16 protein-coding genes are annotated in these 22,767 nt (G+C 59.1%); 8 read left to right on the forward strand and 8 right to left on the reverse strand.

All coding sequences use genetic code 11. From position 1 onward, the window contains the following. Positions 1–23 precede the first annotated feature (23 nt). The 5 genes from H6B30_RS00470 to H6B30_RS00490 form a co-directional block, all read right to left on the reverse strand. Positions 24–449 (reverse strand): Hsp20/alpha crystallin family protein, encoded by a 426-nt coding sequence (locus H6B30_RS00470; protein ID WP_205106815.1) that lies wholly within the window; start codon positions 447–449, stop codon positions 24–26. 413 nt (positions 450–862) lie between these two features. After that, positions 863–1,750: a carbohydrate kinase family protein gene (locus H6B30_RS00475; RefSeq protein WP_205106817.1), complete on the reverse strand. Its 888-nt coding sequence runs from the start codon at positions 1,748–1,750 to the stop codon at positions 863–865. Positions 1,751–2,325: 575 nt separating this feature from the next. After that, positions 2,326–3,078 carry a succinate dehydrogenase/fumarate reductase iron-sulfur subunit gene (locus H6B30_RS00480; protein WP_205106819.1) on the reverse strand — a complete coding sequence of 251 codons (753 nt, stop codon included), beginning with the start codon at positions 3,076–3,078 and terminating at the stop codon, positions 2,326–2,328. 5 nt (positions 3,079–3,083) lie between these two features. Beyond that, the gene (locus H6B30_RS00485) at positions 3,084–5,066 is read right to left on the reverse strand and encodes a fumarate reductase/succinate dehydrogenase flavoprotein subunit (protein WP_205106821.1); all 1,983 of its coding nucleotides are present in this window, start codon (positions 5,064–5,066) and stop codon (positions 3,084–3,086) included. A 39-nt stretch (positions 5,067–5,105) separates the two neighbouring features. After that, a complete protein-coding gene (locus H6B30_RS00490) occupies positions 5,106–5,795 on the reverse strand; it encodes a succinate dehydrogenase/fumarate reductase cytochrome b subunit (protein WP_205106823.1) in 690 nt (229 codons plus the stop codon). A 379-nt stretch (positions 5,796–6,174) separates the two neighbouring features. Here H6B30_RS00490 and mnmG point away from each other — a divergent pair, with 379 nt between their 5' ends. From mnmG to H6B30_RS00525, 7 genes are all read left to right on the forward strand, one after another. Beyond that, positions 6,175–8,046 (forward strand): tRNA uridine-5-carboxymethylaminomethyl(34) synthesis enzyme MnmG, encoded by a 1,872-nt coding sequence (gene mnmG / locus H6B30_RS00495; RefSeq protein ID WP_205106825.1) that lies wholly within the window; start codon positions 6,175–6,177, stop codon positions 8,044–8,046. Positions 8,047–8,151: 105 nt separating this feature from the next. Then, positions 8,152–8,682, forward strand: coding sequence for an adenine phosphoribosyltransferase (locus H6B30_RS00500; protein WP_205106827.1), 531 nt, complete (start codon positions 8,152–8,154; stop codon positions 8,680–8,682). Positions 8,683–9,547: 865 nt separating this feature from the next. Continuing rightward, on the forward strand, positions 9,548–11,422 hold the full coding sequence (gene uvrC / locus H6B30_RS00505; protein WP_205106829.1) for an excinuclease ABC subunit UvrC: 1,875 nt from the start codon (positions 9,548–9,550) through the stop codon (positions 11,420–11,422). A gap of 860 nt (positions 11,423–12,282) precedes the next feature. Further along, a complete protein-coding gene (dtd, locus tag H6B30_RS00510; RefSeq protein WP_205106831.1) occupies positions 12,283–12,735 on the forward strand; it encodes a D-aminoacyl-tRNA deacylase in 453 nt (150 codons plus the stop codon). A 39-nt stretch (positions 12,736–12,774) separates the two neighbouring features. Beyond that, positions 12,775–13,113 carry a nucleotide pyrophosphohydrolase gene (locus H6B30_RS00515; RefSeq protein ID WP_439116948.1) on the forward strand — a complete coding sequence of 113 codons (339 nt, stop codon included), beginning with the start codon at positions 12,775–12,777 and terminating at the stop codon, positions 13,111–13,113. Further along, positions 13,110–14,048: a deoxyribose-phosphate aldolase gene (gene deoC, locus H6B30_RS00520; RefSeq protein WP_205106833.1), complete on the forward strand. Its 939-nt coding sequence runs from the start codon at positions 13,110–13,112 to the stop codon at positions 14,046–14,048. Before H6B30_RS00515 ends, deoC begins: the two co-directional genes overlap by 4 nt. A gap of 135 nt (positions 14,049–14,183) precedes the next feature. Beyond that, positions 14,184–14,834: a GNAT family N-acetyltransferase gene (locus tag H6B30_RS00525; protein WP_205106835.1), complete on the forward strand. Its 651-nt coding sequence runs from the start codon at positions 14,184–14,186 to the stop codon at positions 14,832–14,834. A 93-nt stretch (positions 14,835–14,927) separates the two neighbouring features. Here H6B30_RS00525 and H6B30_RS00530 read toward each other — a convergent pair whose 3' ends face one another. Next, the gene (locus H6B30_RS00530) at positions 14,928–15,905 is read right to left on the reverse strand and encodes a polyprenyl synthetase family protein (protein WP_205106837.1); all 978 of its coding nucleotides are present in this window, start codon (positions 15,903–15,905) and stop codon (positions 14,928–14,930) included. 85 nt (positions 15,906–15,990) lie between these two features. Between H6B30_RS00530 and polA the strand changes: the two genes are divergently transcribed. Next, a complete protein-coding gene (gene polA / locus H6B30_RS00535; protein WP_205106839.1) occupies positions 15,991–18,759 on the forward strand; it encodes a DNA polymerase I in 2,769 nt (922 codons plus the stop codon). A 1,205-nt stretch (positions 18,760–19,964) separates the two neighbouring features. Here polA and H6B30_RS00540 read toward each other — a convergent pair. Beyond that, entirely contained in the window at positions 19,965–20,762 is a 798-nt protein-coding gene (locus tag H6B30_RS00540) for a class I SAM-dependent methyltransferase (RefSeq protein ID WP_205106840.1), read from the reverse strand. Between the two features lie 86 nt (positions 20,763–20,848). Then, positions 20,849–22,507, reverse strand: coding sequence for a sigma-70 family RNA polymerase sigma factor (locus tag H6B30_RS00545; RefSeq protein WP_205106842.1), 1,659 nt, complete (start codon positions 22,505–22,507; stop codon positions 20,849–20,851). Positions 22,508–22,767 lie beyond the last annotated feature (260 nt).

Genomic DNA, 22,767 nt, shown 5'->3' on the forward strand with positions numbered 1-22,767 from the left:
GCCCAGGCCAAAAGGCCATGGCGTCAACCAATCTCAATCTTGCGGCAGGCCTTCTTGGCAGCCTCCTCGCATTTAGGCAGGTCAATGGTAAGCACGCCATTGTCGACATGCGCAGCCACCTTGTCCTTCACCACGTCGTCGGGCAACAGCAGCGTCTGCTCATACTTGCTGTAAGCAAACTCACGGCGCAGGTAGTGCTCCTTCTTGTCCTCATCCTTTTTCTCGGCCTTGCTCTCCATCTTGATGTGCAGGTTGCCGTCATCGTCGATGTTGACCTCAAAGTCTTCCTTCTTCAATCCCGGCGCAGCCACCTCAACCACGTAAGCCTTGTCGGTCTCCTTCACGTTGATGGCCGGTGCCGTAGCCTTGGTGCGCGGCATGAAGTCGGTGTCAAAGAAATCACTGAACACATCAGGTATCCATGAGTTTCTGTTCAATACTGGTAACATAATCAATCCTCCTATTTTTTGTTTTGCCCTTTGTTGTTAATGTAGCGGCCCCGGCAGCCCAACCATACGGCCCGGCCCCTCGGCCTGCTGGAAGCCCTCGCTTTTGCTCGCAACTCCCGATAACGTAAGTGCAACTAACGTGCCACCCGACAAAAAACACGCCAAACCACGACAAACAGTGACAAATAGTCAGCAAAGATTAAAATAATTAAGCTTTGGTGACAAGAAGACAGGGAGAGCTGGGAGAGCTGAGAGAGCTGGGAAGACTGGGAGCTCTGGGAGTACTGAGAGTACTGCCACAACAATTCTACAGTTCAGAGCTCCCAGCCCTCCCAGAGCTCCCAGTCTTCCCAGCTCTCTCAGCTCTCCCAGCCCTCTCAGCTCTCTCAGCCCTCCCAGTCCTCCCAGCCCTATCAGCCAATCACCTTCTCCGGCAGCTTCGGCATAGCTCCGCTTTGAGTGCACACATATGCCGATACATCCACAGCCACCTTGTGGGCTTCTTCCACAGCCATGCCGCGCAGCATGGCGGCGCAGAACGCCCCCGTAAACGAGTCGCCTGCCCCCACAGTGTCAACCACCTCAACTCGCGGCGTGGCCTGAAACGACACATGCCCAGGCGTAAACACATAGCTGCCGTTGACGCCACAGGTAAGCACAAGCACGTCAAGATTGTACTTGCCGAGCATCAGCCTGCACTTGCCCTGCATGTCAAGGCCTGGGTATCCGAACAGCCTGCCAATGGCCACCAGCTCCTCGTCGTTTATCTTCAGCACGTTGCAGCGACGAAAAGAGTCTCTCAGCACCTCGGCAGAATAGAAGTGCTGCCTCAGGTTGACATCGAATATCTTAAGCCGCCCGCCGCCGTCGGGCATGGCGTCGAGAAAACGGTTTATCGTCTCGCGCGACACCACGTTTCGCTGCGCAAGCGACCCCCAGCACACCGCACGGCAGTTGGCTGCCACGTCGGCCAGCTCGGGCGTAAACGGAATGTTGTCCCAAGCCACGTTCTCGCGTATGTCGTATGCCGGTATGCCGTTGGCGTCGAGCGTCACCGTCACCGTACCCGTGGGATAAGGCACGCGCGCCATGCTGTAGGCAAGCCCACGGCTGTCGAGGGCGGCCAGGGTCTCGTCGCCCAGCCTGTCGTCGCCAACGGCGCTCACGGCCATAGAGTTGAAGCCAAACTGACTCGTGTGGTAAGCAAAGTTGGCCGGCGCCCCGCCGAGCTTCTTGCCGTCGGGAAGCACATCCCACAGTGCCTCGCCGAGCCCCACGATGAAATTGTCTGATCTATCCATTCCTTATATCATTTTTTAAAACATCCCAACCAAAGCCCGGACACGAAGGCGCAAACCACGAAAATACGGGGCACAACATCAGAAAAGAGGTCTTCATTCACGGCATATCTTGCCTAATTCCGCATCCGGTGCTGAAAGCGCATGCAAACTTATAAATATTTTTTCAAATACAACGCTCAATCAGAGGCAAACCGTTTTTAGGCGACAACTGGCGGAAGGGTGCAAAACGGGCCGCAGGGAGGCTTGAAACGGGCCATACGGCGGCGCGGAACGGGCCGCGTGGCGCATTGGCCGGGCGGCGGCAGAAAACGCCCCACGTGGCGCGGAAACGGCCTCTGCGGCCGTGCGGACGGCCGGTTGCTGCAGCAGGCCGGGCGGCCGGCCGCCCCGGGCAACGGCCCCGGGCCCTGGGCGCAGTGACAGGACTGGCATAGGGTGGCGGCGCACGCTGCCGTCACCGCCCCTGGGTTGAGGGCACGGAAAAGCCCCGCTGGGCATCTCTGCTCGGCGGGGCCGTAAAAAGACATTATCAAAGTAAATTATTGATTGCCTGCATTATGGCTCGACACAGCCAATCAGTCGGCCAGCTTGGCCTTGATGAACTCGCGGTTCAGGCGGGCGATGTTGGCAATCGACTCGTTCTTCGGGCACTCGGCCTCGCATGCGCGGGTGTTGGTGCAGTTGCCGAAGCCCAGCTCCTCCATCTTCATTATCATGGCCTTTACGCGCTTTGCGGCCTCGGGGCGTCCCTGGGGCAGCAGTGCGAGCTGGCTCACCTTTGAGCTGACGAAGAGCATTGCCGAGCCGTTCTTGCATGCTGCCACGCATGCGCCGCAGCCGATGCACGTGGCGCAGTCCATGGCCTCGTCGGCGTCTTCCTTCGGTATGAGGATGGCGTTGGCGTCTTGCGGCTGCCCTGTGCGCACGGTGACGTATCCCCCGGCCTGTATTATCTTGTCGAACGCGGAGCGGTCAACCATGCAGTCCTTGATGACGGGGAATGCCGCCGAGCGCCACGGCTCTACGGTGATGACGTCGCCGTCGTGGAACTTGCGCATGTACAGCTGGCATGTCGTGGCGCCTGTGTTGGGGCCGTGCGGGTGGCCGTTGATGTACAGGGAGCACATGCCGCATATACCCTCGCGGCAGTCGTGGTCGAAGACGAACGGCTCCTTGCCCTCTTCGATGAGCTGCTCGTTGAGAATGTCGAGCATCTCGAGGAAGGAGGTGTCGTCGGGTATGTCCTTCATCTCGCGTGTGTCGAAGTGACCCTCGGCCTTGGGGCCGTTCTGGCGCCAGAATCTCAGGGTGAATGAAATGTTTGCCATATCTATTAGTCCTTATAATTTCTCGTTTGTACTTTTATTGCCTCATACTCCAGCGGCTCCTTGATGAGCTCGGGGGCCTTCTCGTCGCTGCCCTGGTACTCCCAGCAGCCCACGTAGAAGTAGTTCTCGTCGTCGCGCTTGGCCTCGCCCTCCTCGGTCTGGTACTCCTCGCGGAAGTGGCCTCCGCACGACTCGTTGCGCGACAGAGCGTCGTATGCGATGAGCTCGCCCATGGTGATGAAGTCGCGCAGGTGTATGGCCTTGTCGAGCTCTGTGTTGAGCCCTTCCTTGGTTCCGGGTATGAAGAGGTTGGTTTCGAACTCCTTGCGCAGCTTCTTTATCTTGTCGAGTCCGGTCTTCAGGCCCTCGGCCGTGCGGCCCATGCCCACGTACTCCCACATGATGTGGCCCAGCTCCTTGTGTATGGAGTCTACCGAGCGCTTGCCGTGGATGCCCATGAGGCGGTCTATCTCGGCGCCTACGGCCTTCTCGGCCTCTGCGAACTCGGGCAGGTCGGTGCTCAGGCGCGGCCATATCTTCTGGTCGGCCAGGTAGTTCTGTATGGTGTACGGCAGCACGAAGTAGCCGTCGGCCAGTCCCTGCATGAGGGCCGATGCACCGAGGCGGTTGGCGCCGTGGTCAGAGAAGTTGCACTCGCCGATGGCGAAGAGGCCCGGTATGGTGGTCATGAGCTCGTAGTCCACCCAGATGCCTCCCATGGTGTAGTGTATGGCGGGGTATATCATCATCGGGTTGTAGTACTTCACGCCGTTGATCTCGTTGGCCAGCTCTCCGGGGTTGACGTCGGTTATCTCCTCATACATGTCGAAGAGGTTGCCGTAGCGCTGCAGCACCACGTCGATGCCCAGGCGCTCGATGCTCTCGGAGAAGTCGAGGAACACGGCGCGTCCGGTGTTGTTCACGCCGAAGCCCTTGTCGCAGCGCTCCTTGGCTGCGCGGCTGGCCACGTCGCGGGGCACGAGGTTGCCGAATGCCGGGTAGCGGCGCTCGAGGTAGTAGTCACGGTCTTCCTCGGGGATGTCGCTGCCCTTCTTGGTGCCTGCCTGCAGTGCCTTGGCGTCTTCAATCTTCTTGGGCACCCAGATGCGGCCGTCGTTGCGCAGCGACTCTGACATGAGCGTGAGCTTCGACTGCTTGTCGCCGTGCACGGGTATGCAGGTGGGGTGTATCTGCACGTATGACGGGTTGGCGAAGTATGCGCCCTTGCGGTAGCATGCCATGGCTGCCGAGCAGTTGCAGCCCATGGCGTTTGTCGACAGGAAGTAGGTGTTGCCGTATCCTCCGGTGGCTATCACCACGGCGTTGGCCGAGAAGCGCTCGAGCTTTCCGCTGACGAGGTTCTTGGCGATGATGCCGCGTGCGCGCCCGTCGACAACCACCACGTCTTCCATCTCATAGCGCGTGTAGAGCTTCACGCGGCCGGCGTGTATCTGGCAGCTCAGCGCCGAGTAGGCCCCGAGGAGCAGCTGCTGGCCCGTCTGGCCCTTGGCGTAGAACGTGCGCGACACCTGGGCTCCGCCGAACGAGCGGTTGGCGAGCATGCCGCCGTACTCGCGGGCGAAGGGCACGCCCTGGGCCACGCACTGGTCGATGATGTTGTTAGACACCTCGGCCAGGCGGTAAACGTTGGCTTCGCGGGCGCGGTAGTCGCCGCCCTTCACTGTGTCGTAGAACAGGCGGTAAACCGAGTCGCCGTCGTTCTGGTAGTTCTTGGCTGCGTTTATTCCTCCCTGTGCAGCTATGGAGTGCGCGCGGCGCGGTGAGTCTTGTATGCAGAAGTTCAGCACGTTGAAGCCCATCTCGCCGAGCGAGGCGGCTGCGCTGGCGCCGGCCAGGCCCGTGCCCACCACGATGACGTCGAGCTTCAGCTTGTTCTTGGGGTTCACCAGGCGCTGGTGAGCCTTATAGTTGGTCCATTTCTCGGCCACGGGGCCTTCAGGAATCCTTGAATCTAATTGTTTAGCCATAACCTTTGGAATTATGAATGTGATTTATGATTTAAGATTTTAATAACATACGCCACACAGGCTGGGGGCTATGCCGAAGGCGAACGCGAGCACCACGACGAGGAATCCCAGCATGAGCAGGGTGGAATAAACGAGGCCGATGACCTTCCAGCGGGTGAACCACACCTTGCCGTTCCATCCGAAGGTCTGCATGGCGCTCCAGAATCCGTGGGAGAGGTGGAACCAGATGGCGACAATCCACACGATGTAGAGCACAACGTAAACAGGGTTGGCAAACGTGTCCACGATGTAGGCGAAGCCGTCGGCCGGGTCGTGTGCCACGCTGATGCCCGTGAGCTCGGCGAACATCATGTTGTACCAGAAGTTGAACAGGTGGAGCAACAGGCCGAGCAGCACGATGATGCCCAGCACGAGCATGTTTTGCGAAGCCCACTCAACCTTGGCGGGGCGCGTGGTGACGGCGTAGCGCTCGCCTCCGCGGGCCTTGAGGTTCTGCATCGTCAGCATGAAGGCGTAGACGATGTGGATGATGGCCAGGGCTGCCAGAGCCACTGTGGCCACAAGAGCGTACCAGTTGGCGCCCAGGAACTCACAAACCATGTTGTAGCCTTCTCCCGAGAAGAGGGCCACGATGTTCATTGACATGTGGAATGTCAGGAATAGAATAAGCGCGACGCCGGTAACCGACATCACCACCTTTCTACCGATAGATGAATTGATTAACCACATAAATGATTGAAATTAAATTATTTAACTGTTAGAAATAAAAAATATTCCATCCTGCCGCATGACCGCAGCCAGCCGTCCATTCACTGTCGGCCCATGAGTACCGCTACTTGATAATAGGTAAACATCTACTTATTTTAGACCGCAAAATTACTATAAATTAATGATTAATCAAAGTATTTCTGGGCAAAAAATCAATTTTTATTCTTAATTTTGCGCCGTACTTTATCAGGCACGGGGGTTGGCAAGCCGGCCTCGCGACATACGGAGCGCCTGCCGGCAACGGCCGTTGGCGCCCACGCGACATGCCGTCGACGCTGCCGCAGACAGCCCGGGAGCACCCGGGACAGGCAGGCAGCCCCGCAAACGAAGCAAGCAAGAGATGACACTGAACTACGACGTTATTGTGATCGGTGGCGGCCACGCCGGATGCGAGGCCGCCTCGGCCGCCGCACGCATGGGCGCGAGCACCTGCCTCGTGACCATGGACATGAACAAGATTGCGCAGATGAGCTGCAACCCTGCCGTCGGCGGGATTGCCAAGGGGCAGATAGTGCGCGAGGTCGACGCGCTCGGCGGGCAGATGGGCATCATCACCGACGCCACGGCCATACAGTTCCGGATGCTCAACCGCAGCAAGGGGCCGGCCGTGTGGAGCCCCAGGGCGCAGTGCGACAGGGGGCGGTTCATATGGCGGTGGCGGCAGGCCCTCGACTCTACGCCGGGCCTCGACATATGGCAAGACCAGGCCACCGAGCTCATCGTCGAGGGCCGACGGGCCAGGGGCGTGCGCACGATATGGGGGGCCGAGCTGCTGGCAGGCAGCGTGGTCATCACCGCTGGCACCTTCCTCAACGGCCTCATGCACATCGGCCGAAGGCAGGTGGAGGGCGGAAGGATAGCCGAACCGGCGGCCCACCACCTCACAGAGAGCATCACGCGCCACGGCATACGCGCCGGCAGGATGAAGACGGGCACGCCAGTGAGGATCGACCGGCGCTCGGTGCACTTCGAGGACATGGAGGTGCAGGAGGGCGAGGCCGACTTCCACAGGTTCAGCTTCATGGACACGGGGCGCAGGCTGCCGCAGCTGCCGTGCTGGACATGCTACACCAACCCCGACGTGCACGAGGCCCTCAGGGCCGCCCTGCCCGACTCGCCGCTCTACAACGGCCAGATAAGGAGCATAGGGCCGCGCTACTGCCCGTCGATAGAGACCAAGCTCGTGACCTTTCCCGACAAGGGCCAGCACCCGCTCTTCCTCGAGCCCGAGGGCACCGACACCAACGAGATGTACCTCAACGGCTTCTCGTCGTCGCTGCCCATGGACGCGCAGATAGAGGCGCTGCGCCACATACCGGCGCTGCGCGACGTGAAGGTGTACCGGCCGGGCTACGCCATAGAATACGATTTCTTCGACCCGACGCAGCTCAAGCACACGCTTGAGTCGAAGGTCGTGGCCGGCCTGTTCTTGGCCGGGCAGGTGAACGGCACCACGGGCTACGAGGAGGCCGCAGGCCAGGGCCTCGTGGCCGGGGTCAACGCCGCCCTGGCATGCAGCGGGGGCGAACCCTTCGTGATGCGGCGCGACGAAAGCTACATCGGCGTGCTCATCGACGACCTCGTGACCAAAGGCGTCGACGAGCCCTACCGCATGTTCACCTCGAGGGCCGAATACCGCATACTGCTGCGGCAAGACGACGCCGACGCCCGCCTCACCGAGAGGGCCTACGCCATGGGACTGGCCACACGGCAGAGATACGACCGCTGGATGGCAAAGAAGGCGGGCATCGAAGGAATCGAGAAATTATGCAAGGAGACATCGGTGAAACCACTCGAAATAAACCCGGCGCTCGAAAACCTGGGCACCACCCCGCTGCGCGAAGGCTGCAAACTCATCGACCTGCTGGGCCGCCCGCAGCTCTCGATGGACACCCTGGCAGCCATAGTGCCGCAGCTTAGAGAGAAGATTGAATCGCTGCCCGACCGGCGCGAGGAGACGGCCGAGGCCGCCGAGATTCGCATAAAATACAAAGGATACATAGAGCGCGAGCGGATGGTGGCCGAGAAGATGCACCGCCTTGAAGACATAAAGATAAAAGGGCGGTTCAACTACGCCGAGATGCAGCAGCTGTCTACCGAGGCCCGGCAGAAGCTGCAAAGCATCGACCCCGTCACGCTGGCACAGGCCAGCCGCATACCGGGCGTGTCGCCCAGCGACATCAACGTGATGCTGGTGCTCATGGGGCGCTGACGCCACAGCCCCGGAAGCCCCCTCGCCCGGCCGGAGACGGCACCCGGGCGAACAAAGTTCCACGTGAAACAATCAAGTAAAGCAAACATACGTAACTCATTGATTATGAACAACAAAACACTGATGGAGAACCTGAGGTGCATTCAGGACTTTCCGAAGGAAGGAATCATCTTCCGTGACGTAACAACGCTGTTCAGAAACCCCGACTGCCTGCGCATAATGGTTGATGAACTCTACGACATCTACAAAGACCACGGCATCACCAAGATAGTAGGAATAGAAAGCCGCGGATTCGTGCTGGCCTCTGCCCTCGCCATGAAGCTCGGAGCCGGAGTGGTGCTCTGCCGCAAACCGGGCAAGCTGCCGGGCGAGACGGTGCAGGAAAGCTATGAGAAGGAATACGGAACCGACACCATCGAGATAAGCAAAGACGCCATTTCGACCGACGACGTGGTGCTGCTCCACGACGACCTGCTGGCCACCGGCGGAACAATGCATGCCGCATTCAACCTCGTAGAGAAGTTCAGGCCGAAGAAAATCTACGTCAATTTCATCATCGAAATCAACGACCGCGGACTCGACGGGCGCAGCACCTTCCCGGCCGGGACGGAGATAAGCACGCTCATCAGAGTGTGACACGAAAACGACCGACAACACAAAAACCGCCGGAAGAGGCTCGAAAGAACCTTTGTCCGGCGGCTTTTGGATAATAAGGTTGCCCAAATGGCGCGATGCCGCCGCCGGGCGCCACGCCCCACCCTGCTCCGCCACATGCCGAAACGCAAAGGGGCTACATGCCACACGGCGCGGGCAAATGGGTGGAAACACTCTACGGGCCGCGGGCAAAAGCGCTTATGCAAAAACAGGCCAAACAAAACCGCCACCAGGCTAAGGGCAACAGGGCTTTATTTGTCACGAGGCAAAAACCGCCACGCCGCACAAACCAAAGCATCATGCAGACAAAACAAAAGCCCAATGATGTTTAAACCAAAGCATGGTGCAGATTAAATAAAAGCATCGTGACGTTTAAAACAAAACGCAATCATGTTTATCCCAAGGCGCCATGAGGCTTGGAACAAACCAGCAAAAGCCCCATCGCGAAGCCCCGCCGGAGCCGACAGGCAGTGCAGCAACAGCACAAAGCCGCATCCGCACTGCCACGCCCCACACACCGAGGCACGCACACGACAAAGCGGCAAGGGGCTGGACAGCCCCCGCATAGCCATCGGCACGTCACAGGCGGGAGCACAGGGCCGGGCCCAGCACGCCACGACAACACCCGGGGGCAAAACGCCGAACAGGCACCAAAGGCACCGGCAGCGGCAGAAAACAAGGCTACAGGCAAAAGCAAGCCTGCCACAGGCCGGGCCAAGCCCACGGGACGGGCCGCCAGCCACGGGCCACGCCTGTCGCCCGCCCGCCCACCGCGGCCGGGCGCGACCATAAGTTTCACGTGAAACAAAAGCCTGCTAAACATCTTAGAACAAAGCACTTACGACAGATGACGAAAGAAGAAAACGAGAAAAGACTGGCCTACTTGAAGAGCATAGTAAGCCGACTGCCGGAGAAGCCCGGCAGCTACCAGTATTACGACGAGCATGGAACGATAATCTATGTGGGCAAGGCAAAGAACCTGAAGAGCCGCGTGTCGTCGTATTTCCACACCGAAGTAGACCGCTACAAGACGAAGGTGCTGGTGAGCAAGATTCACGACATATCCTACACGGTGGTAAACACCGAAGAAGACGCGCTACTGCTGGAAAACAGCCTTATCAAGAAATACAACCCGCGCTACAACGTTTTGCTGAAAGACGGCAAGACATACCCGAGCATTTGCGTCACCAACGAGATGTTTCCACGGGTGTTCAAGACGCGCACCATCAACAAGAAGTGGGGCACCTACTACGGGCCCTACTCGCACATCGGCTCGATGAACGCCATCCTGGAGCTGATAAAGAAGCTCTGCAAGCCGCGCACATGCCATTTCCCGATAACGAAAGACGGCATAGAACGCCACAAATACAGCGTTTGCCTGGAGTATCACATAAAGAACTGCGGGGCGCCATGCGTGGGCAAACAGTCGTATGAAGACTACCAGAGGGGCATTGCCGAGGCCCGCGAGATACTGAAGGGCAACACGCGCGGGCTGCTGCGCATGCTGCGCGACGAGATGGAGAGGCTGGCAGGCGAGCTGCGCTTTGAAGAGGCCGAGGAGGTGAAGCGCCGCTACATGCTCGTCACGGGCTTCGTGGCAAAGAGCGAGGTGGTGAGCCACACCATCGACAACGTTGACGTATTCTCGATAACAAGCGACGAAAAGACGGCTTTCATCAACTATATCCACGTCACTGGAGGCAGCATCAACCAGTCGTTCACGTTTGAATACAAGAAAAAGCTCAACGAGGGCGACGACGAGCTGCTGGCGCTGGGCATTGCCGAGATGCGCGAACGCTACCACAGCACGTCGAAAGAGATAATTCTGCCGTTTGAAATAGACCTTTCGCTCGAAGGCATAACGCTCACCGTGCCGCAGAGGGGCGACAAGAAGACGCTGCTCGACCTGTCGGTGATGAACTGCAAGCAGTATCGGTTTGACCGCCTGAAGCAGGCCGAGAAGCTCAACCCCGAGCAAAAGGCCGTGAGGCTGATGAAGGAGATACAGGAAGCCCTGCACCTGCCGAAGATGCCGTACCAGATTGAGTGTTTCGACAACTCTAACATATCGGGCACCGACGCCGTGGCCGCATGCGTGGTGTTCAAGAAGATGAAACCGAGCAAAAAAGACTACCGAAAGTACAACATCAAGACGGTGACGGGCCCCGACGACTATGCCTCGATGAAGGAAGTGGTGCGCCGGCGCTACACGCGACTCGTCGAAGAGCAGCAACCCCTGCCCGACCTCATCATCACCGACGGCGGACGGGGCCAGATGGAGGTGGTGCGCGAGGTGGTGGAAGACGAGCTGCGGCTGGCCATACCCATAGCCGGACTGGCCAAGGACGACCGCCACCGCACCAACGAACTGCTCTACGGCTTCCCGCCAGTGGTGGTGGGCATGAAGACGGACAGCGAACTGTTCCGACTGCTCACGCAGATACAGGACGAGGTGCACCGCTTTGCCATCACCTTCCACCGCGACAAGCGCTCAAAGCACGCCCTGCACTCCGAGCTCGACGACATTGCCGGCATAGGCCCGAAGACGCGCGACACCCTGCTGGCGGGCCTGAAGAGCGTGAAACGCATCAGGGAAGCCGACATGGCAACGCTCGCGGCCGTTGTTGGCCCGGCCAAGGCGGCGGCCGTGCATGCCCATTTTCACCCTGCCGACGCGGCCGCCGACGCCGACACCACGACGCCAGGCACACCGAGGCAATAGGCCCGCCACGCGCTGCCGCAAGGCCGTTCACGCACAGCTGCAACTTCCATCATGCCCATAATATGGCTCACTGGATAAATCCAGGGGGGCTTTAGGAGTTAAGAAGTTAGGAAGTTAAGGAGTTAAGACAATAGTTTTTCTTGCTATATTTGGAGTTATATGAAGTCAGGGGAGTTATATGGAGTTAGAGGACAATAGTTTAGTGTATATTTAGGAGTTAAGGAGTTAGGGGAGTAAAGGAGTTAAGACAATAGTTATGGAAACGTGGGTGCTTTGGGAGCATGGTTGCAGGAAGGCAGTCTGCGCTATTGTCCTCTAACTCCATATAACTCCATAAGTATAGCAAGAAAAGCTATTGTCTTAACTCCTTTACTCCCCTAACTCCTTAACTCCAAAATATATCCAAACTATTGTCTGTACTCCTGAACTACTGTACTCCTGAACTCCCAAGAATATGAAAACAATTGTCTTAACTACTTAACTCCCTGTACGCTTAAGCCCCCTATGTTTATCGGGTGTCAGCATAACATCCTGGCACACAATTAGTTGCACGTTAGTACACTCTTTATCCAATACAATCCGCACGAATAGGTTGCGTGCAACGCTCTCAGAACCGCACGATTGCTTCACGTGAAACATGCCGTTTTGCACTGTCAAACAGGCCATACCGCGCATCAGAACGGCCCTCGTTGCCGGGCCAAACGGCAAAGATGCCGCCACGCTTGCTTATCCTGCGCGCAATGAGCGCAACGGACGCTCCACTCCACCGGGCCGGCCAGAGACCAAAAACAGTCGGCAATATTTTGTGATTCGACCGAAAAACATTATCTTTGCATAGCAAAAGCCACACAAACAAAATTATGAGGACAGTGATACAGCGCGTGAGCCGCGCATCGGTGACAATAGACGGCAAGGTGAAGTCGGCCATAGGCCCGGGCTTCGTGGTGCTGCTCGGCGTATGCCACGACGACACTGAGGAAGACGCCGAGTGGCTGGTAAGGAAGATTGCGGCGCTGAGGGTGTTCGACGATGCCGACGGCGTGATGAACCTGCCCATAACCGAGACTGGCGGCGAGGTGATGGTGGTGAGCCAGTTTACGCTCATGGCGTCGTACAAAAAGGGCAACCGCCCCTCGTGGATACGCGCCGCCGGCCACGACATAGCCATACCGCTCTACCAACGCTTCTGCGCCCTCATGGCCGAGGCCACGGGGCGGCCGGTGGCCACGGGTGAGTTTGGCGCCGATATGAAGGTGGAGCTTGTAAACGACGGGCCAGTAACCATCTGCATGGACACCAAGAACAAGGAGTGACGGCAGCTCTGTCGACAACAGGCTAAAGCGAGACGACACATGGAAGAGCTGACAATAAGACAGGCCCAACAGGCCGTCGACGAATGGATACGCACCTACGGCGTGCGCTATTTCTCGGAACTGACCAACATGGCCGTGCTCACCGAGGAAGTGGGCGAACTGGCCCGCGTCATTGCGCGCACCTACGGCGACCAGAGTTTCAAGGCCGGCGAGCCCCACAACCTGGGCGACGAGATGGCCGACGTGCTCTGGGTGTTGCTCTGCCTGGCCAACCAGACGGGCGTAGACCTTACCGAGGAGCTGCGCAAGAACATTGCAAAGAAAACAGAAAGAGACAAAGACAGGCATAAAAACAACGAAAAACTGACCAAGCAATGACTGATTCAATACACAACGAACACGGCCACAGCCACCACGGCGAGGCCCCGAAGAAAAGCAAATACGAAGAGGCACTCGACAAATACAACCTCGACATCGACGACAACGCGGTGAAAGAAGAGGTGAAAAAGCTCATCGCCGAGAAGGTTCACGAGAACGACACGCCCGAGGTGAAGCGCTTCCTGATGGGCAGCATCGAGCTGACCACGCTCAAGACCACCGACTCCGAGGAAAGCGTGCTGGCCTTCACCGAGCGCGTCAACCAGTTTGACGACGCCTACCCCGACCTGCCCCACGTGGCCACCATCTGCGTATATCCATGCTTTGCCGAGACCGTGAGCCAGGCGCTCGAGGTAGACGGCGTAGAGATAGCCTGCGTGTCGGGCAGCTTCCCGTCGTCGCAGACATTCCCCGAGGTGAAGGTTGCCGAGACGGCGCTGGCCATCAAGGACGGCGCAACCGAGATTGACATCGTGATGCCAGTGGGCAAGTTCCTCAGCGGCGACTACGAGGGAGTGAGCGACGAGATAGGCGAGCTCAAGGCAGTGTGCGGCGACAAGAAGATGAAAGTGATTCTCGAGACTGGCTGCCTGAAGACGGCGGCCAACATCAAGCGCGCCTCGCTGCTGGCGATGTATGCCGGAGCCGACTACATAAAGACGTCGACAGGCAAGCTCGAGCCCGCCGCCACGCCCGAAGCAGCCTACGTGATGTGCCAGGCCATCAGGGAATACTACGAAGAAACGGGCATACAGATAGGTTTTAAGCCCGCTGGCGGCATCAATTCGGTCATGGATGCACTTATATACTACACCATCGTAAAAGAGCTCCTGGGCGAAAAATGGCTCACCAACCAGTGGTTCCGCCTCGGCACGAGCCGCCTGGCCAACATGCTGCTGAGCGAGATAGTGGGCCAGGAAACAAAATTCTTCTAATCACGGGGTGGGCTGCAGCTGCCGGCAAGGGCACACTGCGGCCGCCGACACCCATGCCGCCCACATGCCCCGGTGCACGAAAACGGCCCGGGCAGCGGGTTTGCGGCACGTGCCCCACCCCACAGGCATCCTACGATGAACGGCAAGATAGCTCTAAGGACTGAGCTCAGCAGCGACTACCGGGCCACGGAAAACACCGTGCGCGAGGCATTCTGGAATGTCTACGCGCCCGGAGCGGCCGAGCATTACCTGCTGCACTGCCTGCGCAAAAGCCCCGACTACATGCCACGGCTGGCCACGGTGGCCGTATGCGGAGACACGGTGGTGGGCGCCATAGCCTGCGCGGCTGGAAGCATACGCACCGACGCGGGCCGCACGCTTGGTGTGGTCACCGTAGGGCCCTTGGGCGTATTGCCCGACTGGCAGCGCCGCGGCATAGGCCGGATGCTGCTCGACCGCACGGCTGCCTTGGCTGCCATGCAGGGGCACCCGGCCCTGGTGTTGTGCGGCGACCCCGCCTACTACTCGCACCGGGGCTTTGTCAGCGCTGAGACTTACGGCATACGCACGGCTGACGACATGTTTTTCGACGCGCTGCAATTGCGCGAACTGTCGCCCGGCGCGCTGAAAGGCTGCGCCGGCACTTACCACGAGAGCCCGGGCTACGCCTTCGACGAGTCTGGCGTGGCGGCCTTCGACGCGTCCTTCCCGCCCAAGTTGAAGGTTGAAGGCACCCCTACCCAACTGAGGTTCAAGCAGATGCTCACCACCATGAGGCCGCGCTGACAGGCTGCGGCAGCAGCCGCCATGCACCTCGACGGGGCTTCCGGCACAGCCGCACCGATGTCACGAAGCTTGTGGATAAACAAAAAAGGCGCACTATTTTGTGCGCCTTATTACGAAGTCTACGTATGCCGTGAGTGCATCGCCTATCTCTCTGTCGCCCACCGAGCCGCGTATGAACGCATCACACTGCATGCGCAGCTCGTCCATACGCCTCTGGGCATACTCAATGCCGCCGTTTTTCTTGGTAAAATCCACTAAAACGGCGATTTCATCGGCAGTCACCGTGCCCTCCTTCACCTTGCGGGCCAGGGCAAACATGGCCTCGTCGCCCACGGTGTTCAAGGCATATATCACGGGCAGCGTCAGCTTGCCCTCGGCCATGTCGTTGCCGGTGGGCTTGCCAATGTCGGCCGACTCGAAGTAGTCGAAAATGTCATCGCGTATCTGGAATATCATGCCGAGGTTGCAGCCAAACTCCTTGGCCGCCACGATGTCTGCCTCGGCTGCACCGGCCGAGAGCGCCCCAATGGCGCAGCAAGCCTCGAACAGGGCAGCCGTTTTCTGCCTAATCACCTGATAATAAACGTCTTCCGAGATGCCTTGGCTGCGTATGTTCGACAGCTGCAGAATCTCGCCACTGGCCAGCGTGCGCCCCAGTTCGGCCAGATACTGCACTATTTGCTTGTTGCCGGTGTATGCCACGTGGAGCAGCGCCGTCGACAGCAGGTAGTCGCCCACAAGCACAGCCACCTTGTTGTTGTAAGTGGCATTGAGAGATGCCTGCCCCCTGCGCTCACCACTCTCGTCGACCACGTCGTCGTGCACGAGGCTGGCGGTGTGCAACAGCTCGAGGCCCACGGCGGCATTGAGCGTAGAGTCGGTCACGGCGCCGTAGTTGCGGGCCATGAGCAGTATGAGCATAGGGCGCATGCGCTTGCCGGTCTTCTGCCTTATATGGGCCAGAGCCTGCGAGAGCATGCCGTCTGTATGCGACAAAGAGTGGTCGAAAAGAGCGTTGAAATCGCCCAAATCACCCTCAATCGGCTTTCTAATCAGCGATAAATAGTCCATCCTCTGAAATTTGATACAAAATTAGTGAAATTATCGGGATATAGGAATTATTTTTGTAATTTTACGCTGAAAAAACCAAAGAAAAATGGATAAACTCTTCCTTTTAGACGCATACGCGCTGATATACCGTTCATATTATGCCTTCATCAAGAGCCCCCGCATCAACTCGAAGGGCCTGAACACGTCGGCAATAATGGGATTTGTCAATACGCTCAACGAAGTTCTGGCCAAAGAGAGGCCCACGCACATTGGCGTGGCCTTCGACCCTGCCGGGCCAACCTTCCGCCATGAGGCCTTCCCCGAGTACAAGGCGCAGCGCGAGGCCACGCCCGAAGACATCAAGAAGGCCGTGCCAATAATAAAAGACATACTCCGGGCGATGAGGATACCCATACTCGAAGCCCCCGGCTATGAGGCCGACGACGTGATAGGCACGCTGGCCACCAAGGCCGCCGAGGCCGGGGTAGACACATACATGCTCACTCCCGACAAAGACTACGCCCAGCTTGTGGGCGACAGGGTGAGCATGTACCGGCCCAGGCACGGCGACGCGGGCTACGAGGTGATGGGCCCCAAGGAGGTGGAGGCCAAATACGGACTGTCGGCACCGTCGGAAGTGATCGACCTGCTCGGCCTCATGGGCGACACGGCCGACAACATACCGGGCTGCCCCGGCGTCGGCGAGAAGACGGCGGCAAAGCTGATAGCCGAGTTCGGCACAGTGGAGAACCTGTTGGCCAACACCGACAGGCTGAAGGGCGCGCTGAAAAAGAAAGTGGAGGACAACGCCAAGCAAATTGAGTTTTCAAAGTTTCTGGCAACCATCAAGACCGACGTGCCGATAGAGCTCAACCTCGACGAACTGCGCACCGAACAGCCCGACGAGGAAAAACTGCTGAAACTCTACGACGAACTGGAGTTTAAGACGCTCGCAAACCGCATCATTAAAAAAACTGAAAACAAGCAAAAAAACGACAATCAGCAGCTTTCTCTCTTTGAAGAATTTACGCCCGACGGTGAAGAAAGCCAAAAAAACGCCAGCTACGACAGCATTAAAACAGTGGCACACGACTATAAACTCGTTGACAATCTGGATGATATGGTCGCCATTCGTGACTTTTTCATGACAAAAGAAGCCGTCAGCCTGGACACGGAAACCACTTCTACGCAAGCCATCGAGGCCGAACTGGTGGGGTTGAGCTTCGCAGTAGAGGAACACAAGGCTTATTATGTGCCTGTGCCGGCGGAACGTGAACAAGCCCAAACAATTGTTAACATATTTAAACCACTATACGAGCACCCGAAAATACTGAAGATAGGGCAAAACATTAAGTACGACCTGGAGGTGCTGGCAGCCTACGGGGTGAAGCTGGCCGGCCCCATGTTCGACACCATGATAGCCCACTACCTCATCCAGCCCGAGCTCAGGCACAACATGGACTTCATGGCCGAGGTCTACCTGCACTACCGCACCATACACATCGACGAACTGATTGGCCCGAAGGGAAAGAAGCAACTGTCGATGCGCGACCTCGCCCCGGAGCAGGTGTATGAGTATGCCGCCGAAGACGCCGACGTGACCCTGATGCTGAAAAACAAGCTCGAGCCCGAGCTGGGGCGCATAGGGGCGGCGTCGCTTTTTGCCGACATAGAGATGCCGCTGATGCCAGTGCTGGCCTCGATGGAGCTCGGCGGCGTGAGGATAGACACGGAATCGCTGGCCGAAACGTCAAACATTCTTACCAAGCGAATGAACGACCTCGAGCTGCGCATACACAGCCTGGCGGGCCGCGAGTTCAACGTGTCGTCGCCAAAGCAGGTGGGCGAGGTGCTCTTCGACGAGATGAAGATAACCGACAAGCCCAAGAAGACCAAGACAGGCCAGTATGTGACGAGCGAAGAGGTGCTGCAGACGCTGCGCGGCAAGCACGAGATTGTGGCCGACATATTGGAACACAGGGGTTTGAAAAAACTGCTCGGTACCTACGTCGATGCCCTGCCCAAGCTCATCAACCCCCGCACGGGCCACATACATACGTCGTTCAACCAGACCGTCACGGCCACCGGCCGCCTGTCGTCGAGCGACCCCAACCTGCAGAACATACCCGTCAGGGGCGAAGACGGCAAGGAGATACGCCGCGCCTTTGTGCCAGAGCCAGGCTGTCTATTTTTTTCAGCAGACTACAGTCAGATAGAACTGCGCGTGATGGCCCACCTGAGCGGCGACGAAAACATGATCGAGGCCTTCCGCGAGGGCCACGACATACATGCAGCCACGGCGGCCAAGATATATAAGGTGGGCATAGACGAGGTGACGCGCGACCAGCGCACCAAGGCCAAGCGGGCCAACTTCGGCATCATCTACGGCATCACCGTGTTCGGACTGGCCGAGCGGCTCGACATCAGCCGCGACGAGGCGCGCCAGCTCATCGACGGATACTTCGAGACATTCCCGCGGGTGCGCGACTACATGGAGCAGGCAAAGGAGCAGGCACGCACGCAGGGCTACGTGGAGACGCTGTTCCACCGCCGCCGCTACCTGCCCGACATCAACTCGCGCAACGCCACGGTGAGGGGCTTCGCCGAGCGCAACGCCATCAACGCCCCGATACAGGGCACGGCTGCCGACATAATCAAGGTGGCCATGATACGCATTGCCGAACGCTTTGCCCGCGAGGGGGTGCGCTCGAAGATGATGCTCCAGGTGCACGACGAACTAAACTTCAGCGTGCTGCCAGAAGAGAAAGAGGCTGTGGAGCGCATAGTCATAGAGGAGATGCAGGGCGCCTTCGACATGAAAGTGCCGCTCGTGGCCGACTGCGGGTGGGGCGCCAACTGGCTCGAGGCCCACTGACCCAGCGCGCCGACCGTCGGCAAGCCTGCCGCCCCACCCTGCCGCACGGCATGGCCAAACGGGGCAGACGACATTGCGAAACGTGCCGTATCAGAGTGTGATACGGCACGTTTTGCATTGCAAAACGACCAGTACGCCAAGATGCCACGCGCCGCCCAAACGCCACCCTGACACAACACGCCACCCCGCCACACCCACATCAGCCATGCCAAGCGACGCACGCTGGACAACAACCCGGACTGCACCACCAGTACCATCTGAAGCCATGGCAGCCAGCACACAACCATGTTGCAAAACCACACGGCGACAGCGGTAGTTTATATGAGGACACCCGATAAACATAGGGGGCTTAAGCCTACAGGGAGTTAAGGAGCTAAGACAATAGTTTTTCTTGCTATATTTATGGAGTTAAATGAAGTTAGGGGAGTTATGGAGTTAGAGGACAATAGCACAGACTGCCTTACTGCAACACGTTCCACATGCTCCCAGGGCACCCATGTTTCCAAAACTATTGTCTTAACCCCTTAACTTCCTAACTCCTTGACACCAAAATATATCCTAAACTATTGTCTGTACTCCTGAACTACTGTACTCCTGAACTCCTAAAAAAACTCCTAAAAAGCCCCTGGATTTATCCGGTGAGCAGTTTATATCTAAAAAAAACATACACTAAATGCACTCACCCAACAAGCCTGAAGCGCAACAACGCAGCCAGAAGCCGCAGCCTACATAAAGCAGGAAAGGCATTTTCACAATAGCGCCTTGCAAAGGCAAAAACAACGGAAACGCATTGCTACAGATGCCAAACGGATGTAAAACACATTGAAAACAATGTGTTTCAAAAACAACAGTTAAGATTGCGAAACAACACCTACCGCCCCTATATCCACAAAGAAACCAAAGCCTTACAGCCATTAGAGCATCAAAGCTACAGCATGCCGCTGCAGTGGCAACTTACCTGCGACCTGCCGTAGCACGCATGGGGCCACGGCGAAACAAAGCACCCGGCAAGACGCCGCAGTGAGAGCACTGCAGTTTTGGGGGCATGGAATAAAAAACAAAACAAAGCACGCGCCTTCCAACAACCCTTACACTATGAATTAATATTACAATAATGACTTCAATCCATGGTAAAAAAGCAAGCCCCGCCCCACCCCGCTGCCGCGCCGACGCCCAGACAGCATCAGCCCCGGCCCACAGCAAGCCTACCGCTGCCCGCAGCCAGTGGGCAGGCGGAGCACATACCAGCAACTGGTGCTGAAGAAATTGCGCACCCACGGCAGGGCTGCCAGCGGGGCGCAGAGGCGGCGCGGGCGCAAGCCGAACTTGGTTTCGTAATGCGGGTTGACCAGCCACAGGCAGCGGTCGGCCACGACAAGGCCCGCCCGGGCCGCACAGCGCTCAAACACCTCTATGGTGCAGCACGTGGACTTGATGGCCATCAGCTCGGCCTCGGTGGCCCGGCTCTCGCCGAAGGCCCGCAGAAGGGCGCGGTAGAGAGCCGCCGGCAGCAGATGGACAAAAGGCAGGTGCGACAACACCGAGCTGCGGGCTATCTGCTGGTGGCCGCCGAAAGGCATCTGCCAGGCCGGGAAGGCCACAAAGGCCACGCCCCCGGGGGCCAGCAGCCGGCCCACGGCGAGCATCAGTCTGTGGCGGTCGGCCACGTGCTCCACCACGTCGTGGGCTATTATCAGGTCGTAGCCCCGGCCCTGCGGCTGCAGCCCCGTGGCGTCGGCACACATGAACGAGGCACTAAGCCCTGTGCCGGCAAAGAAGCGGCGCGCGTCGGCAATGCGCCCGGGGCAGATGTCAACCCCCGTCACGCTGCATCCGCGGCGCGCCCACGGCAGCAGGTTGCCGCCGTCGCCACACCCAATCTCGAGCACCCTCACTCCGGGCCCCGCCCCACTCCACTTGTCGGTATACGGCATGAAATGCCGCCCGGCCGTCAGCGCCAGCTCGTCGAAGTAGAGCCGGCGGTCGTTGTGTCTTGTCTGCATATCTGTCAGAAAAATGTTTATACACTTACATAGATATGCCATCGGCCGCATTACTGCGCCGCCCGGGCCGCCATTTTCGGCTGCCGTCAGTATTTCAGCCTTATGCCCACAGGCCACGACAGTTGCAGCCTCTGCTGCTGCCACAGCGTGGGCGTGCCCCCCGAAGGCAGGTAGTAGGTGGCCCGTGGGGCGAAGAACAGTTCTACGCGGGGCGCAATCTCGTAGCCCACGCCCACTCCGGCGCCCACCGACAGCTGCACCGCGGGTCGGCCCGGTGCGTCGTGGCGGGTGAAGAAGAGACGATTGTCGATGTTGTAGTCTACAGCCGACGTGTGCCACACCGGCATGTCCACAGCCACCCCGGCTGTGGCATAGAAACGCAGCGGGCCGCTGCCGGCTATGGTATAGGTGGCGTTGAGCGGCACGCCGATGTAGAGGGCCTTGTCGCGCCGGGTGATGTTGGTGGTGTCTGAAGAGCCCGTGACGGCCTCAGAGCGCATCAGCGTGAGCCTCAGGCCAGTCTCCAAGGCCCACCGCCCCGACAGCTGCCAACTGGCGGCCAGGCCCACGGCGACAGGCCGGGAATATGTGCGGCGGGTGATGATGGTGCCGCTGTTCATCATGCTTATGCGCATCAGGGCCTCGCGCTCGAGCGGGTCCATGCCCTCGGGCGGTGTGTAGGTGACGAAGTGGTTGAGCCCCTCCCAAGTGGAAAGGGCATCCCTGGTGGCCGAACCTATGCCCGCCTCGGTACCCATGCCGGCGGCCGAGGCCAGCAGCCGTGTGGCCATGGCGGCGGCCGACCCGCCCAGCGACAGGGCCGTGCGCCTCGGGGCGGCATGCCCCACCGCCGGCTGTGGGGGCTGCACAGAGCGCGGCTCAAGCTGCCCCGGGGCCTCCACGGGCGCCACGGCGGCTGCTATCGGTGCGGGGGCCAACGGCCGCAGACCCACAGCCACAACCTGGGCGGAGGGCTGTGGCGACCGGGAATGGCGGCCACCGGCGCCACGGCAGGGCGCTCCCTGCCCCACCCTCACCCCGCAGCCGCCCGGCAACTGACCGGCAACGGCCCCGGAATGGCGAGCCACCCGGACACCGGCAAAACCCGCCGGGCGCCTGGCTGTATCGCGATGGAGCAAAGCCGACACCACAGCCAGCAAGGCCACGACGGCCAACCCGGCCTCGCGCCGCCACCTGTCGACCATCAGGCGGAGCATGGCCCGGGCCCGGGCGAGGTTTGAGGCCGACGACTTGGGCTTGATGCCCACCAGCCGCGATATCTCGTCATGGCCCAGGCCGTCGAGCATGGCAAGGCGGAACACAAGACCGTAGGCCCGCGGCAGACGGTCGACCATGGCCAGGAGCACATCGAGCGGCACGTCGGCGGCAGTGCTGTCGCCGCCCTGCCCCACGGCCACGGCGGCCTCGGCCCGGCGCCGTCGGGTGGCGTCGGCCACCTGCTTCAGGGCGAGGTTTGCCATGATGCGGGCCATCCACCCGTACAAGCGGTCGGTGCGGCGCAGGCTGTCGAGGCGCGAAAACACGATGATGAAGCCGTCGTGAACCACGTCGCGCGCCAACTCGCTGTCGCCGGTGATGCGCCTGCACAACTCGAACATGGCTCCGCTGTAGCGTCGGTATAGCTCGCCCATGGCTCCACGGCGACCGTCGAGGCACGCACCCACCAACTCGGCATCGGTAAGCCGGCACAGTTCTCCCGTGTAATCTGTTTGCCTTTCCATCATTAGTTATGATATATTACCAATGAAAATACTGCGGACAAATTGCATTTTTCTTGATTTTTTTGTTGCAAAACGGCCATGGATATGCAAGCAGACGCCTGCAGCCAACCCACAGGGCGGACGCCGCCTTTGCCCAAGACGCGGATGGCTGGGCCGCGACAAAACGGAAGGAGGCATGCAGGAAAGGTATGCGGAATGGCTTGGCTGGAATGACGGAAATGCCGCAACAGGCCTTCGCGGCACGACACTCCGCCTGGGCTTGC

Source organism: Marseilla massiliensis, assembly GCF_016899955.1.
Classification (GTDB): domain Bacteria; phylum Bacteroidota; class Bacteroidia; order Bacteroidales; family Bacteroidaceae; genus Prevotella; species Prevotella intestinigallinarum.

Bases quoted from the DNA above. Each gene is read 5' to 3' on its own strand.
- H6B30_RS00470 (WP_205106815.1), bottom strand. From the start codon at position 449: ATGTTACCAGTATTGAACAGAAACTCATGGATACCTGATGTGTTCAGT.
- H6B30_RS00475 (WP_205106817.1), bottom strand. From the start codon at position 1,750: ATGGATAGATCAGACAATTTCATCGTGGGGCTCGGCGAGGCACTGTGG.
- H6B30_RS00480 (WP_205106819.1), bottom strand. From the start codon at position 3,078: ATGGCAAACATTTCATTCACCCTGAGATTCTGGCGCCAGAACGGCCCC.
- H6B30_RS00485 (WP_205106821.1), bottom strand. From the start codon at position 5,066: ATGGCTAAACAATTAGATTCAAGGATTCCTGAAGGCCCCGTGGCCGAG.
- H6B30_RS00490 (WP_205106823.1), bottom strand. From the start codon at position 5,795: ATGTGGTTAATCAATTCATCTATCGGTAGAAAGGTGGTGATGTCGGTT.
- mnmG (WP_205106825.1), top strand. From the start codon at position 6,175: ATGACACTGAACTACGACGTTATTGTGATCGGTGGCGGCCACGCCGGA.
- H6B30_RS00500 (WP_205106827.1), top strand. From the start codon at position 8,152: ATGAACAACAAAACACTGATGGAGAACCTGAGGTGCATTCAGGACTTT.
- uvrC (WP_205106829.1), top strand. From the start codon at position 9,548: ATGACGAAAGAAGAAAACGAGAAAAGACTGGCCTACTTGAAGAGCATA.
- dtd (WP_205106831.1), top strand. From the start codon at position 12,283: ATGAGGACAGTGATACAGCGCGTGAGCCGCGCATCGGTGACAATAGAC.
- H6B30_RS00515 (WP_439116948.1), top strand. From the start codon at position 12,775: ATGGAAGAGCTGACAATAAGACAGGCCCAACAGGCCGTCGACGAATGG.
- deoC (WP_205106833.1), top strand. From the start codon at position 13,110: ATGACTGATTCAATACACAACGAACACGGCCACAGCCACCACGGCGAG.
- H6B30_RS00525 (WP_205106835.1), top strand. From the start codon at position 14,184: ATGAACGGCAAGATAGCTCTAAGGACTGAGCTCAGCAGCGACTACCGG.
- H6B30_RS00530 (WP_205106837.1), bottom strand. From the start codon at position 15,905: ATGGACTATTTATCGCTGATTAGAAAGCCGATTGAGGGTGATTTGGGC.
- polA (WP_205106839.1), top strand. From the start codon at position 15,991: ATGGATAAACTCTTCCTTTTAGACGCATACGCGCTGATATACCGTTCA.
- H6B30_RS00540 (WP_205106840.1), bottom strand. From the start codon at position 20,762: ATGCAGACAAGACACAACGACCGCCGGCTCTACTTCGACGAGCTGGCG.
- H6B30_RS00545 (WP_205106842.1), bottom strand. From the start codon at position 22,507: ATGATGGAAAGGCAAACAGATTACACGGGAGAACTGTGCCGGCTTACC.